Origin of the sequence: Micromonospora narathiwatensis, from assembly GCF_900089605.1 — a bacterium.
Lineage (GTDB): Bacteria > Actinomycetota > Actinomycetes > Mycobacteriales > Micromonosporaceae > Micromonospora > Micromonospora narathiwatensis.
Map to the genome: position 1 here is coordinate 5,156,958 of NZ_LT594324.1, position 13,687 is coordinate 5,170,644.

The following is a 13,687-nucleotide window of genomic DNA, read 5'->3' on the forward strand; positions in this document are numbered from 1 at the left end:
CTCACGCCTCAGGCTACGGCTCCGAAGAAAACAACCACACGGTTGTTCCTTCAGGACCCAACAGGGTGCTTACGCCCTCCCCAGCCGCACCATCAACCCGTTCCACACCAGAAAACTGGTCGTACTAGAGCCTCAGGCCGTTGCCGAGGAAAAACTGGCCAGTGTCTCCGCCTATGAGCACCCCGACCCGACATCCGCGGGCCGCGGGCTCCATACCGCCTTTCGACGGATGGTGCTCCTTAGAAAGGAGGTGATCCAGCCGCACCTTCCGGTACGGCTACCTTGTTACGACTTCGTCCCAATCGCCAGCCCCACCTTCGACGGCTCCCTCCACAAGGGTTGGGCCACCGGCTTCGGGTGTTGCCGACTTTCGTGACGTGACGGGCGGTGTGTACAAGGCCCGGGAACGTATTCACCGCAGCGTTGCTGATCTGCGATTACTAGCGACTCCGACTTCACGGGGTCGAGTTGCAGACCCCGATCCGAACTGAGACCGGCTTTTTGGGATTCGCTCCACCTCACGGTATCGCAGCCCATTGTACCGGCCATTGTAGCATGCGTGAAGCCCTGGACATAAGGGGCATGATGACTTGACGTCATCCCCACCTTCCTCCGAGTTGACCCCGGCAGTCTTCGATGAGTCCCCGCCATAACGCGCTGGCAACATCGAACGAGGGTTGCGCTCGTTGCGGGACTTAACCCAACATCTCACGACACGAGCTGACGACAGCCATGCACCACCTGTGACCGCCCCCGAAGGACCCCACATCTCTGCAGGTTTTGCGGCCATGTCAAACCCAGGTAAGGTTCTTCGCGTTGCATCGAATTAATCCGCATGCTCCGCCGCTTGTGCGGGCCCCCGTCAATTCCTTTGAGTTTTAGCCTTGCGGCCGTACTCCCCAGGCGGGGCGCTTAATGCGTTAGCTGCGGCACAGGGAACCGGAGAGGCCCCCCACACCTAGCGCCCAACGTTTACAGCGTGGACTACCAGGGTATCTAATCCTGTTCGCTCCCCACGCTTTCGCTCCTCAGCGTCAGTATCGGCCCAGAGACCCGCCTTCGCCACCGGTGTTCCTCCTGATATCTGCGCATTTCACCGCTACACCAGGAATTCCAGTCTCCCCTACCGAACTCTAGCCTGCCCGTATCGACTGCAGGCCCACGGTTGAGCCGTGGGTTTTCACAGTCGACGCGACAAGCCGCCTACGAGCTCTTTACGCCCAATAAATCCGGACAACGCTCGCGCCCTACGTCTTACCGCGGCTGCTGGCACGTAGTTGGCCGGCGCTTCTTCTGCAGGTACCGTCACTTACGCTTCGTCCCTGCTGAAAGAGGTTTACAACCCGAAGGCCGTCATCCCTCACGCGGCGTCGCTGCATCAGGCTTCCGCCCATTGTGCAATATTCCCCACTGCTGCCTCCCGTAGGAGTCTGGGCCGTGTCTCAGTCCCAGTGTGGCCGGTCGCCCTCTCAGGCCGGCTACCCGTCGTCGCCTTGGTAGGCCATCACCCCACCAACAAGCTGATAGGCCGCGAGCCCATCCCAGGCCGAAAAACTTTCCACCCAACACCATGCGGTGCCAGGTCCTATTCGGTATTAGCCCCGGTTTCCCGGGGTTATCCCAAAGCCTAGGGCAGGTTGCTCACGTGTTACTCACCCGTTCGCCGCTCGAGTACCCCGAAGGGCCTTTCCGCTCGACTTGCATGTGTTAAGCACGCCGCCAGCGTTCGTCCTGAGCCAGGATCAAACTCTCCAACAAAAACTTGTTGAACAATCATCCTGACAACAAAAAGTGTTGCCAAAGGAATCCCAACCAGCCAAACCTAAGTCCGACCAGTCCGGGGTATCAAACAAATTGGCACTGGCTTATCAAGCACCCTGTTGAGTTCTCAAAGAACAACCACACACCATCCGAAAGCCCCACACCGCAGGACCCCCATCCGGGGCATCTCGTTCAACCGCCCCCGCCGCTCTCGCGCCGGGCACTTTTACTACGTTACCTCCCCGTCTCCGCCGTGTCAAACCGTGTGTACCGGTCTGTCGTGCTTCGTACGGGTCAGCGTCCGGTGAACCTCGCGCAGCAGCGAACCGCCGCACTTGATCATCGGATTTGGCAGGCCGGCCGCCGCGATGACCGCGACTCGCCCGGTGCCCTGCCGGTCGACAACCTTACCCGGTCGGTTCCGCTCCGCCAAATCCGCCCTGCGGCGTTTCGGCGGGCCCCGCCCGGACCGTGTCGTTCAGGTGCTGTGCCCCTGTCCAACCCGGTGCCAGCCTCGGTTTCGGACCCTCGGGCTTTCGTCCCGTTTGCCCCGTTCCGCGCTGGCAGAGAGAAAGTTACGCGGCTTTGGGTTTGATCGTCAAATCCGCGGCGAGCGTCCCGCGTCACATCATCATCGCGGGGCTATCTTGCCTGTTCAACGGCGTGGAGCCCGGCACGAGGACCGGTGGCTCAGGCGCGGGGACGACCACGGGCCGCGAGCCAACCCCTGATCCCCAGCACACCGACGGCGGTGCCGATCGCCAACGAGGCAGCGATCAACAGCGCGTGCACCCAGAGAAAGCTGGTGGCCGCGCCCGCCCCGACCGTGCCGGTCGACCAGGAGCGCGGGTCGTTCCAGATGGCCACGGCGAACCTCGGCCAGATGACCCAGGTCCAGACTCCGACCGCGAACAGGAAGACCGACCAGCCACGCGACAGCACCATGGGTGGCCAGTATGCCAGCGGCAGCGCCGGCGAGCGTCCCGGCCGGCCCGTCGGCGCAGGTCAGCGAGGGGACGAGCGGGTGCCTCGCAGCCCGTCGGCCGCCCGGCCGGGTGAATCCCGGGGCGGCCGGAGAGTACTGCGATCCGTGAGCCGGGGCAGGAGTCGCGGTCATGCGGTCGCTCGCCGAAACGGGCGGGGACGAGCCCGGAATCGCATCGGCGTTTCCGTCCTCGGACGCGTGGGCACTGTTCCCGTCGTCTCGACGACGGCACCGGAGGTGGGTCATGCAGCCGTTCGATCCGTGGGTCTGGCGCGATCCTTCCGCCCTGGCTGGCGGCTACGACGGGAGCACGCCGGACGAGGTGCCGAGGCGGCGGCCGGAGGGCGGCGCCGACGACGGCCCCGATGCGCCCGGCCCGGGTACCCCGATCGACCTGACCGGCTACCGGGTGGCGGCGACCGACGGTCGGATCGGGTCGATCGACCAGGCGAGTCGGGAGGCCGGAGCCCGGTACCTGGTGGTCGACACCGGGCCGTGGATCTTCGGGAAGAAGGTGCTGCTGCCGGCCGGCACGGTGGCCCGGGTCGACCACCTGGAACGCGCGGTGTACGTGGACCGCACCCGGGAGCAGGTGAAGGACTCGCCGGCTTTCGACCCGGACGAGTTCGACCGGCCCGACTATCGGGAGCAGGTCGGCAGCTACTACACGGAGAGCTACCGGCAGGGCTGAGCAACGGACCTCGCGGCGGGCCGGACGCCGCGACGAGGGAACCAGGGGCGCCGACGGACGGCTACCCTGTGAGGCATGGTCCGGCCGAGCACCTGCGCCCCGGAGACCGTTGACGGTCTCCCGGCGGCTGCCGCTCCGGTCGTCCCGGCCCGTGTCGACGACGGTCGGGAGCAGATTCTCGACGTACTCCGTGCCGGTGGGTTGCGGTTCCGCGCCGGCGGGCGATGGCGGTTCGCGCTCTGAGCAGCCGATCCCACTGATCCGGGCACGCCCCGGGTCACCTTCCGCGCGCCCGCGCGTCCTTCCACCTGTTCTCGGCACGAAAGGCGTACCACCATGTCCGCAGCACGGATGCTCACCGGCGACCGCCCGACCGGGCGGCTGCACCTGGGCCACTACGTCGGCAGCATCGCCAACCGGGTAAGGCTCCACCGGCGGTACGAGAGCTTCTTCATCATCGCCGACCTGCACATGCTCACCACGAGGAACACCCGCGAGGACATCGAGCGGGTCTCCCGCAACGCCCGCGAGATGGTCACCGACGTCCTCGCCGCCGGCGTCGAGCCGGACCGGGCCACGTTCTACCTCCAGTCGGCGATCCCGGAGGTCGGCGACCTGAACACCCTCTTCCAGAACCTGGTCACGGTGCCCCGGCTGGAACGGGTCCCGTCGCTCAAGGAGATGAGCCGGGACGCCGGCAAGGAGGAGATGCCGTACGGCCTGCTCGGCTATCCCGTCCTCCAGGCCGCCGACATCCTCTGCGTGAAGGGGCAGGTCGTCCCGGTGGGGAAGGACAACGCCGCGCACGTCGAGGTGACCCGGGAGATCGCCCGGCGCTTCAACCACCTCTACGGCGAGGTCTTCCCGGTGCCCGAGATGATCATGTCGGAGACACCCACCCTGGTCGGCACGGACGGTCAGGGGAAGATGAGCAAGAGCAGGGGGAACGCCATCGCGCTCTCGGACGACCCGGCGACGGTGCGCCGCAAGGTGATGGGGATGTACACCGACCCGAACCGGGTGCGCGCCGACGTGCCCGGGACGGTGGAGGGTAACCCGGTCTTCGCGTACCACGACGTGTTCAACCCGGACCGGGCGAAGGTCGAGGAGTTGAAGGCCCGCTACCGGGTCGGCCGGGTCGGTGACGTCGAGGTCAAGGAGGAGCTGGCCGTCGCGCTCAACCGGTTCCTCGACCCGGTCCGCGAGCGGCGGGCCCGGTTCGAGGCGGCGAGCGGCCTGGTCGACGAGCTGATCTTCGAGGGCACCGAACGGACCCGGACCGAGGTGCGCCGAACCCTGGTCGAGGTCCGCCGGGCGATGGGCCTGACCAGCGCGTACACCCAGGTGCGACGGCGGGCCGAGCGGTACCGCAAGACCGTCGCCACGCCGGCCTGAGTCGCCGGGTACGACCGGACGCCGGCCCGGGTACGGCCTTGCGCCGCCCCCGGGCCGGCCGGATAGGCTGGCCGTATGACCTGTGCCCGCACCCTCGTGCCGACGTCCTGCGACGTGTCGGTCGGTGCGGAGCGACGCCGGCGGTCCCACGACCGCCTGCGCTGAGCACCTTTTCTCTTGCGACCGGCGGATCGAGCCGCCGGTCATCGCCGATCGTCCTCGGTCCGCCCGCATCCGAAGTCCGGAGATCCGCGCGAGGCGGATCCGAGCGAGATCGGCGTACCCATGGATCTGGAGAAACTGCTGACCGGCCGGCTGGCGCCGGCGTTCGAGACGGTGGCCGGCGTACCGGTGGACCCGGTCGTGCGGCGCTCCCAGCGCGCGGACTTCCAGTCCGACGCAGCGCTGGCGCTGGCCCGGCGGCTCGGCCGGCCACCGCGGTCGATCGCGGCGGAGGTGCTGGACCGCGCGCGGCTCGGTGACTTGTGCGCGGCGGAGGTGTCCGGGCCCGGTTTCATCAACCTGACCGTCGCCGACCCCGCCCTGGGCGGGCTGCTCTCCGCCCTGGCCGCCGACCCACGGCTCGGCGTGCCGCCGGCGGCCGAACCGGAGACCGTGGTGGTCGACTACTCGGGACCGAACGTGGCGAAGGAGATGCACGTCGGGCACCTGCGGTCGACGGTGATCGGCGACGCGGCGGCCCGGCTGCTGGAATGGCTGGGCCACCAGGTGGTCCGGGCCAACCACCTCGGCGACTGGGGGACGCCGTTCGGCATGTTGATCGAGCACCTGGTCGACCTGGGCGAGGCCGAGGCGGCGCAGGAGCTGTCCATGGGGGACCTGGACGCGTTCTACAAGGCGGCGCGGGCCAAGTTCGACGCGGACGAGGCGTTCCAGGAGCGGTCCCGGCGCCGGGTCGTGGCGTTGCAGGGCGGCGACGAGGCGACGCTGCGGCTGTGGCGGCTGCTGGTCGAGCAGTCCGAACGCTACTTCCTCACCGTGTACGACCTGCTCGACGTGACCCTGACCGAGCGGGACTTCCAGGGCGAGAGCAGCTACAACGGCCTGCTCGCCCCGGTGGTGGACGACCTCGACCGGCTCGGGCTGCTGCGGCAGAGCAACGGCGCCGCGTGCGTGTTCCCACCCGGTTCGGTCGGCCGGGACGGCGAGCCGCTGCCGCTGATCGTACGCAAGTCCGACGGCGGGTACGGCTACCCGGCCACCGACCTGGCGGCCGTCCGGCACCGGACCGGGTCACTGGGCGCGACCCGGCTGCTCTACGTGGTGGGGCTGCCGCAGCGGCGGCACTTCGAGATGGTGTACGCGGCGGCGGCGCAGGCCGGCTGGCTCATCCCACCGGCGCGGGCCGAGCACGTCGGGTTCGGCTCGATCCTCGGGCCGGACGGGCGGATGCTACGCAGCCGGGCCGGCGAGTCGGTGAAGCTGGTCGCCCTGCTGGAGGAGTCGGTGGCCCGGGCCACCGCGCTGGCCCGGGAGCGCAACCCGGAACTGGGCGAGGCGGAGGCGGCCGAGGTGGGCCGGGCGGTCGGCATCGGCGCGGTCAAGTACGCCGACCTGTCCAGCGACCGGCAGAAGGACTACGTGCTGGACTGGGAGCGGATGCTGTCGCTGGACGGCAACACCGCGCCCTACCTCCAGTACGCGTACTCCCGGATCCGGTCGATCTTCCGGCGGGCGGGGGTGGCGGCCCGGCCGGACGCGGCGATCTCGCTGGCCGAGCCGGCCGAGCGGGCACTCGCCATGGAACTGCTCGGCTTCGCCGGGGTGATCGCCGAGGTGGAGCGCAGCCTGGAGTTCCACCACCTGGCCAGCTACCTTCACCGGCTCGCCGTCGCGTTCAGCGCCTTCTACGAGCGCTGCCCGGTGCTGCGGTCCGACGGCCCCGTGCGGGAGAGTCGGCTGGTGCTCTGCGACCTGACCGCCCGGGTGCTGCGGCAGGGCCTGCACCTGCTCGGCATCCGCACCCCCGAACGGCTGTGACGCCGCCGGACCCCGGCACCTGACGTACGCGCAGGCCCGGGTCGCCGTACCCCGGTACGGCGACCCGGGGCGTTGCGCCCCTGCGGCGTTCGGGGTCGTCTTCGAGCCCAGCCAGGCATTGATCGGCTTGGTGATGTCCCGGCCGGTCCGCACGAACGCGCCGGGGCACTCGACCAGACTTAAATCCTCATAAAGGACTTCATGCTTCTGTTGCCTGCTGACCCGGGGATTGGTAGAAATCCACCGGCACCGGGCCGATCGCCCGTGCCGCCGGAAACTCTGCATCGCGGAGACCGCCGGAGCCAACAGCGCAGCGGGTCGCGAAGTCGGAGGTGGCATGGACGGGCCCAGCACGAGCCGGCCGCCGCTCCGCGCCGCGGGCCTGGCCGCCCGGCCCGCTCGCCGCGGCGGCGCGCGGGGACTCGCCGTCGGCGCAGCCGTGATCGCGGTCATCGTCGCGGCCTTCACGCCGTACGGCAGGGCCGCCATCGCCGGGTCCTTCTCGTTCCTGGAGTTCTTCACCGGCGTGTTCAGCCTGGTCGGCCTCTCGATCACGGTGATGATCGGGTTGGCCGCGACCGACCGGCTGCTCCTGCTGATCCGCCACCGGATCCTGCTCCAGATCGTGCACCGGGCCACCGCGGCCACCGCCATGGTCTGCCTGGCGATCCACGTCGCGACGAAGCTCATCGAGGGACACGCCCACCTGTGGGACCCGGCGATCCCCTTCCTCGCCAGTCACCGGCCCGTCCAGGTCGGGCTCGGCACGCTGGCCAGCTACCTCATGATCGTGGCGACCTGGACCGGTGTCACCCGCGCCTCGTACGCCCAGAGCCGGCGGCCGGGCCGCTGGCGGGTCCTGCACGCCAGCGCGTACGCGGCCTGGCTCCTCGCGCTGGTCCACGGGCTTGGGGCCGGCCGGTCCGCCGCCGCATGGGTGCTGGTCAGTTACGGCATCTGCATCGCTCTCGTCACCCTGGCCCTACTGGTGCGCCTCTTCGTGGCCCTGAGCCGCCGCACGCACCTGGCCACGGCGCAGACCACCCGCCGGACGCGCTCGGCGGGTCGGCCGGAACCGGCCGCCGCCGCGCCGCTGGCCACGAACGTTCTCATCCCCGCGCTGGCCGGAACCGAGTGGGTCGACGCTGTGCCGGCCAAAACCGAATGGGCCGACACTGAGCCGGCCGGACTCGAGTGGGCCGACGTGAAGCCGGCCGGGGCCGCCCACCGAGCGGTTCTCGAAGCCGCCGCGCCTGCGGCTGAGCACACCGTGACCGCGCCTCGCCCGAGCCGGGCGAGGGACTACCGGCCGTACCGGCCGCTACGTGACGACCGGCCGGTGTCCCCGCCGCACGGCGCGGCCGCCCCCGCCCCGGTGGGCGCCCACAACGCCGAGTCGACGCGACCGGAGCCCACGGCGCGCCCGGAACTGCCGCGCCCGCCCGCCACGGCACCCGAGCTCGACGAGACCGCCGAGATCACCGACGAGCAGTTCTGGGCGTACATCCGCAACGAGGTCGGCCGGTGAGCGTACCCGTCGTCGGTCACCTCGGCACGCCCCGCCTGACCGCCGGCCTGGACCGGACCGAACGCCTGGACCGCCGGGCGCACCTGGCCGTGCACGGGGACCTCCGCCCGCTCGACCTGGCCGCGACCATCGACCTCGCCGAGCGAATCGGCCTGCGTGGCCGCGGCGGGGCCGGGTTCCCGTTCGCCCGCAAGCTCGACGCGGTGGCCCGCTCGGCCCAACGGCGGGAGCTTCCCGTCGCCGTGGTGGTGAACGGCACCGAGGGCGAGCCGGCCAGTTGGAAGGACAAGGCGCTGCTGACCCGTGCACCCCATCTGGTGCTGGACGGCGCCGCTCTCGCCGCACACGCGCTCGGGGCGGAGAGCATCGTCATCGGGGTGACCGACGACGGTGTGGCGAGCGACTCGGTGCTCGCGGCCGTCGCCGAACGCCGGATGCCCGCCACCACCCGACTCGTCACCATGCCGCACCGGTTCATCTCGGGCGAGAGCGGCGCGCTGATCCGTGGCATCAACGGGGACGTCCCGATCCCGCCCGGACGCAAGAGCCTGGCGAGCGACGCCGGCGTGGGCGGCCGGCCGACGCTGCTGTCCAACGCCGAGACGTACGCGCAACTGGCGGTCGCCGCACGTCTCGGCCCGTACGCCTTCGGCGAGGTCGGCACCGCCGACGAACCCGGCACCGTGCTGCTCACCGTGGGCGGCTCCGCCCGGCAGCCGACCGTGCTGGAGGTACCCGCCGGCGTGCCCCTGCTGGACGTGCTGGACGTCTGCGCCGCCACCATCGGTCCCGGCCTGCTGTCCGGTGGGTTTCACGGCAAGTGGATCAGCGCGGCCGCAGCCGCCCGCGCGGTGGTGTCCCGGGCCGGCCTGGAGCAGGTCGGCGGCACGCTCGGGGCGGGCATCATGCTGCCCCTCGGGGACGGCACCTGCCCGCTCGGCGAGGCCGCTCGGGTGTTGCGCTACCTCGCCGGCCAGTCCGCCGGCCAGTGCGGACCGTGCCAGCTCGGCCTGCCCGACCTGGCCCGGGCGATGAGCGCGCTCAGTGACGGCAGCGGCGGCGGTGCCGCGCTGGAGCGGATCCGCGCCGCGGCCGGCGGCGTCCGCGGGCGGGGCGCGTGCAGCCACCCGGACGGCACCGCCCGGTTCGCCCTCTCCGCGATCGACGTGTTCACCGAGGACATCGCGGCGCACCTGGCCCGCGGCGGTTGCGACACGCCGGTACGGGGCGTACTGCCGCTGCCCGAAGGCGAGGAAGGCACAGCCGGCCGACTGCTGGTGGACTGGTCCCGGTGCGACGGACACGGGTTGTGTGCCCAGCTCGCGCCCGAACTGATCACTCTGGACCCGAACGGATACCCGTCCCTGCCGAACGCCCCCGTCCCGCCATGGCTGGACGGCAGTGCGCGGAAGGCGGTCGCCATGTGCCCGGCCCTCGCGCTGCGGCAGGAAGCCTGACACCGGATCGGCCGGGGGTCAGCGAACGTATCGCGTCTGGCTGTAGGGGTTCTTGCTGAAGGCCAGTACCTTCGCCGGCCTGACCGCGAACACCATGGCCGGGCGCGTCCCCGTGGTGTCGAGGAAGACGCCATCGCCGACCTCGAACACCCAGTCGAGCTTGTCTTTCCAGAGTCGGGCCAGCCGTTCGAGGGTCGCGTTGTCGGTGATCCGCTCGGCGGTGCCCTCGACCGTGACGTCGATGCCTGAGCGGTAGGCGCTGGTGCCCGTCGTGATGACACAGTTGGCGTTGGCCTCGATGTTCCTCGCTTTCTGCTCGTGGGCGCCGGTGCAGAAGTGGAGACGGTCGTCGAGCCACATCGCTGGCAGGGGTGCGACGTGTGGACGGCCGTCTCGCCGCACCGTGGAGAGCCAGAACATCTCCGATGACGCCAGCAGGGCGACGACGTCGGACCACGGCGGGGCCACCGCACCCGGCTCGCTGAACTCCTCGACGAGCTGCGCCGTCGGCTCGGATCCCGTCATGTTCCCTCCTCCGCTGCGACGAGGTGGTCTGCTTGCGTTTTGCAACCGGTATCGACCCTAGTATGTCTGGTTGTAGCCTGCAATCAGTCGCGATGGGGGGTTCATGGTGGAGGAGCATCGCTCGGGCTGTCCGATCAACCTCTCCGTGGAGGTCCTCGGCGACAAGTGGTCGCTGCTCATCCTCCGCGACATGATGTTCGGCAACCGCAGGCACTTCCGCGAGCTGTTGCACAACTCGCAGGAGGGGATCGCGTCGAACATCCTGTCCGACCGACTCCACCGGCTCACCGAACGCGGTCTCGTCTCACGCGCACCCGACCCCGGCCACAAACAGAAGGTGATCTACAGCCTCACCGAGCCCGCCATCCAGCTGGTTCCGGTCATGGCGCAGCTCGGCGCGTGGGGACGACGCCACCTTCCCGTCACCCGCGAGCTGGCCGTACGCGCCGAACTGCTTGAGCGGGGCGGCCCCGAGCTGTGGGAACAGTTCATGAACGAACTCCGCGAGCGGCACCTCGGCGTGCCCAGACCGGCAGGCGCGGAGTCTGTGTTCGCCCGGCTACGCGGGGCGTACGAAGCCGAACTGCACCACGCCTAGATCGCACCGAGCAGCGGAAAAGTTAAAAGCCTGACCCGCGTCTCCGCTGGCCAGGCTCTTAACAATCTTGTGCGCCCGAAGGGACTCGAACCCCTAACCTTCTGATCCGTAGTCAGATGCTCTATCCATTGAGCTACGGGCGCTTGGTGCTCGGCCAGTCTACACACCTGGCTTTCGCGCGGAGACTCCGGGATTCGAACCCGGGAGGGGCTTTAAAACCCCAACCGCATTAGCAGTGCGGCGCCATAGACCAGACTAGGCGAAGTCTCCCCGGTGGCCCGGAGACCACCGCGCCCGAGGATACAGGTCTTCCCCCGCCCGGAGCAAAGCGACTACCGGGAAGCGGTCGTCGACCGCGTTTCCCCCGTGTGCGGCGTCACGCTCGGGACTAGGCTTCATCGATATGCAGGAGCAGCCGCCGAGCGATCCACCCCATCGCGAGCCCGCCGCCGGTGCCCGGCGGAGCCGCTCCACGAAGCCGACCTTCACCCCGCCACCGACCCCTGCACCGCCCGTCCCGCCGGCGGGCCGCGCCGACGGTGGGGCCCCGACCCGACCCAGGCGGGCCAGGGCCGCCGCCCCCAGCGTCCTCTTCCAGCCGCCCGACCCCGCGACGGTCGCGCCCCGCCCCGCCGTGGCCGGTGAGCGGCGGGCCGCACCCACCACCGGACCCGGGCTGCCGGAGGGTACGCCGCCCGCCGCCGGCACCGAACCGCCGCCGGGCCCGCCCGCCGCCGCGCCCCGTCCCCGCCCGTCCACCGACGCCGTCCCGCCCGCGCCGGATCGCCTGGCAGAACGAGGCGATGCCGTGGAGGACGATGCCGTCGGCACGCCGGACAGCACCGCCTCCGGCAAGCCGGCCGACCCGCCACCGGGCCGGCAGGCGACCGCCCCGGTCGACGCCGGGCCGGTGGCGGACACCCCCCCGGAGCCGACCGGCCGCGCAGCGACCGGGAAGGCGGCCCCGACGAAGCGGGCCGCGCCGGCGGCGAAGAAGGCGACCCCGGCGAAGAAGACCACCGCCACAAAAGCGGCAACTACGGCCAAGAAGACGGCTGTGGCGAAGGCTGCCTCGGCCGGGAAGGCAACCTCGGGGCAGAAGGCCGCTTCCGCCCCGAAGACCACCTCCGTGCAGCAGGAGTCGGGGCGTACCCCTGGGGAGGGCTGGCGGGCGGTGGCCGCGCGCCTGCTCGACCACCCCGGTTACGCGCCGGAGCTGCTGGCCCTCGCCGCCGTCGACGCGCTCGGGCCGATTGCCCGGGACTGGGTCGAACGGACCCGCGGGACGTACCCCGACGCGGACGCCGACGGGCTGGCCCGGCTGGTGACCCGGCGATTCGTCCGGCTGGCCGGTACGGGCGGGGTGTTCGCGGCGGGTGCCGGCCTGCTCGCGCCGGTGGCGGAACTGGCGGCGGCGCTGTGGACGCAGGCCAGCCTGGTGCTGCACCTGGCGGCCGTCTACGGCCGTGATCCCGGGCATGCGGACCGGGCGGCCGAGTTGCTGGTGCTGACCCAGGTGCATCCGGACACCGGTACCGCCCACGCGGCGCTGGACACGGCCCGCTCGGCGGGAGCACCGGTGGACGGGCCGTGGCCCCGGGCGGCCGAGGCGGCCTGGCGGTTGGCGATGCCGCTGGCCGCGCAGACCGGTGGCTGGCTGGGGCTGCGGGTGGCGTCGCGGCTGCTGCCGGGCGCGGCGGTGCTCGCCGCTGCGGCGGGCGACTCGGCCGCCGCGGAACGGCTGGCCGCCCGGGCCGTCGCCCGCTACCGGCCGGCCCGGGTCCGCCCGGCCGGCGACGCACGTCGGAGCCCGCCCGAATGATCCACGGAAGATCGCGCTGCCCGTGACCGGCGACAGCCCGACCTGCCGCAAACCGGACGCGTCAGGGGCCGGTCAGAGCCAGCCGAACCACGACCTCGGCAGCAGCGCGTAGCCGACGAAGGCGACCACGTCGAGCAGGGTGTGCGCGACGATCAGCGGGGCGACCCGCCGGGTGCGCAGGAAGAAGAGGCTGAACACCACGCCCATCACCGCGTTGCCGACGAAGGCGCCGAAGCCCTGGTAGAGGTGGTAGGAGCCGCGGAGCACGGCGCTCGCGGCGATCACCGCGCCGAGCCGCCAGCCGAGCTGCCGCAGCCGGGTGACCAGGTAGCCGACCACGATCACCTCCTCCAGCACGGCGTTCTGCGCGGCGGCCAGGATCAGCACCGGCACCGCCCACCAGAGGTCCGGCAGGGCGGCCGGGACCAGGGTGGCGTTGACGCCGAGCTGCGCCGCCGCCCAGACCAGCGCCAGCCCGGGCAGGCCGATCAGCGCTGCCAGGCCCGCGCCCCGGGCCAGGTCCGACCCGGGCCGGGTCAGATCCACCCCGAGGGTCCGCGCCGGGTGTCCGGGGTCACGCGCCAGCAGGTGTACGGCGAGCAGCACCGGCACCAGCGCGAAGAGGATGCCGAGCAGCTGGTACGTCAGGTCGAGGTACGGCCGGGCCGACGCGGACGTGTTCAGCGCGGCGGTCTGCTTCGCGAGTCCGCCCGTGGCGGTCAGCTTGGCGACCAGCGAGACCAGCGCGTACGCCGCCGACTGCCCGAGGGAGAGGCCGAGCACCAGCAGCGTCTCGGTGCCCAGGGTCCGCCGGGACACCGGGCGGGTGAGCTCGTCAACCGTCACCGGACCACTGTGCCGTACGCGGCAACCGGCCGGCACCACCCTTGGAAGCTCAGGTGAGCCGATCGCACATTCTGTGCG

General features: G+C 70.8%; 11 protein-coding genes, 2 tRNA genes and 1 rRNA gene. 8 read left to right on the plus strand and 6 right to left on the minus strand.

From position 1 onward, the window contains the following. Positions 1-243: 243 nt before the first annotated feature. A 16S ribosomal RNA gene (locus GA0070621_RS22540) occupies positions 244-1,758 on the minus strand. Positions 1,759-2,451: 693 nt separating this feature from the next. Beyond that, entirely contained in the window at positions 2,452-2,706 is a 255-nt protein-coding gene (locus GA0070621_RS22545) for an SCO4848 family membrane protein (RefSeq protein ID WP_091199238.1), read from the minus strand. Positions 2,707-2,990: 284 nt separating this feature from the next. On the opposite strand from GA0070621_RS22545, the gene GA0070621_RS22550 reads away from it, so the two are divergent. From GA0070621_RS22550 to GA0070621_RS22570, 6 genes are all read left to right on the plus strand, one after another. Continuing rightward, positions 2,991-3,437, plus strand: a complete 447-nt coding sequence (locus GA0070621_RS22550; RefSeq protein WP_091199240.1) for a PRC-barrel domain-containing protein — start codon at positions 2,991-2,993, stop codon at positions 3,435-3,437. 75 nt (positions 3,438-3,512) lie between these two features. Next, positions 3,513-3,680 (plus strand): hypothetical protein, encoded by a 168-nt coding sequence (locus GA0070621_RS30130; RefSeq protein ID WP_167667167.1) that lies wholly within the window; start codon positions 3,513-3,515, stop codon positions 3,678-3,680. Between the two features lie 93 nt (positions 3,681-3,773). Next, positions 3,774-4,832: a tryptophan--tRNA ligase gene (gene trpS, locus GA0070621_RS22555; protein ID WP_091199242.1), complete on the plus strand. Its 1,059-nt coding sequence runs from the start codon at positions 3,774-3,776 to the stop codon at positions 4,830-4,832. Positions 4,833-5,117: 285 nt separating this feature from the next. Continuing rightward, positions 5,118-6,833: an arginine--tRNA ligase gene (argS, locus tag GA0070621_RS22560; RefSeq protein ID WP_091199244.1), complete on the plus strand. Its 1,716-nt coding sequence runs from the start codon at positions 5,118-5,120 to the stop codon at positions 6,831-6,833. Positions 6,834-7,170: 337 nt separating this feature from the next. Further along, positions 7,171-8,361, plus strand: a complete 1,191-nt coding sequence (locus GA0070621_RS22565; protein WP_091199246.1) for a ferric reductase-like transmembrane domain-containing protein — start codon at positions 7,171-7,173, stop codon at positions 8,359-8,361. Then, a complete protein-coding gene (locus tag GA0070621_RS22570) occupies positions 8,358-9,818 on the plus strand; it encodes an NADH-quinone oxidoreductase subunit NuoF family protein (RefSeq protein ID WP_091199248.1) in 1,461 nt (486 codons plus the stop codon). The genes GA0070621_RS22565 and GA0070621_RS22570 overlap by 4 nt, the downstream gene beginning before the upstream one ends. An 18-nt stretch (positions 9,819-9,836) precedes the next feature. On the opposite strand, the gene GA0070621_RS22575 is transcribed toward GA0070621_RS22570, so the two are convergent. Further along, positions 9,837-10,343, minus strand: a complete 507-nt coding sequence (locus GA0070621_RS22575; protein WP_091199250.1) for a pyridoxamine 5'-phosphate oxidase family protein — start codon at positions 10,341-10,343, stop codon at positions 9,837-9,839. 103 nt (positions 10,344-10,446) lie between these two features. Here GA0070621_RS22575 and GA0070621_RS22580 point away from each other — a divergent pair, with 103 nt between their 5' ends. Continuing rightward, positions 10,447-10,941 (plus strand): winged helix-turn-helix transcriptional regulator, encoded by a 495-nt coding sequence (locus GA0070621_RS22580; RefSeq protein ID WP_091199253.1) that lies wholly within the window; start codon positions 10,447-10,449, stop codon positions 10,939-10,941. A 70-nt stretch (positions 10,942-11,011) separates the two neighbouring features. On the opposite strand, the gene GA0070621_RS22585 is transcribed toward GA0070621_RS22580, so the two are convergent. Both GA0070621_RS22585 and GA0070621_RS22590 read right to left on the minus strand, forming a co-directional pair. After that, a tRNA-Arg gene (locus GA0070621_RS22585) sits at positions 11,012-11,084 on the minus strand. 36 nt (positions 11,085-11,120) lie between these two features. Further along, a tRNA-Ser gene (locus tag GA0070621_RS22590) sits at positions 11,121-11,211 on the minus strand. Between the two features lie 538 nt (positions 11,212-11,749). Here GA0070621_RS22590 and GA0070621_RS22595 point away from each other — a divergent pair. Beyond that, the gene (locus GA0070621_RS22595; protein ID WP_167667168.1) at positions 11,750-12,763 is read left to right on the plus strand and encodes a hypothetical protein; all 1,014 of its coding nucleotides are present in this window, start codon (positions 11,750-11,752) and stop codon (positions 12,761-12,763) included. 72 nt (positions 12,764-12,835) lie between these two features. Here GA0070621_RS22595 and GA0070621_RS22600 read toward each other — a convergent pair whose 3' ends face one another. After that, positions 12,836-13,609 (minus strand): CPBP family intramembrane glutamic endopeptidase, encoded by a 774-nt coding sequence (locus tag GA0070621_RS22600; RefSeq protein WP_091199256.1) that lies wholly within the window; start codon positions 13,607-13,609, stop codon positions 12,836-12,838. Positions 13,610-13,687: the final 78 nt, after the last annotated feature.

Coding starts and splice junctions, on each gene's coding strand:
- argS (WP_091199244.1), top strand. CDS start 5,118: ATGGATCTGGAGAAACTGCTGACCGGCCGGCTGGCGCCGGCGTTCGAG.
- GA0070621_RS30130 (WP_167667167.1), top strand. CDS start 3,513: ATGGTCCGGCCGAGCACCTGCGCCCCGGAGACCGTTGACGGTCTCCCG.
- trpS (WP_091199242.1), top strand. CDS start 3,774: ATGTCCGCAGCACGGATGCTCACCGGCGACCGCCCGACCGGGCGGCTG.
- GA0070621_RS22565 (WP_091199246.1), top strand. CDS start 7,171: ATGGACGGGCCCAGCACGAGCCGGCCGCCGCTCCGCGCCGCGGGCCTG.
- GA0070621_RS22545 (WP_091199238.1), bottom strand. CDS start 2,706: ATGGTGCTGTCGCGTGGCTGGTCGGTCTTCCTGTTCGCGGTCGGAGTC.
- GA0070621_RS22580 (WP_091199253.1), top strand. CDS start 10,447: ATGGTGGAGGAGCATCGCTCGGGCTGTCCGATCAACCTCTCCGTGGAG.
- GA0070621_RS22575 (WP_091199250.1), bottom strand. CDS start 10,343: ATGACGGGATCCGAGCCGACGGCGCAGCTCGTCGAGGAGTTCAGCGAG.
- GA0070621_RS22550 (WP_091199240.1), top strand. CDS start 2,991: ATGCAGCCGTTCGATCCGTGGGTCTGGCGCGATCCTTCCGCCCTGGCT.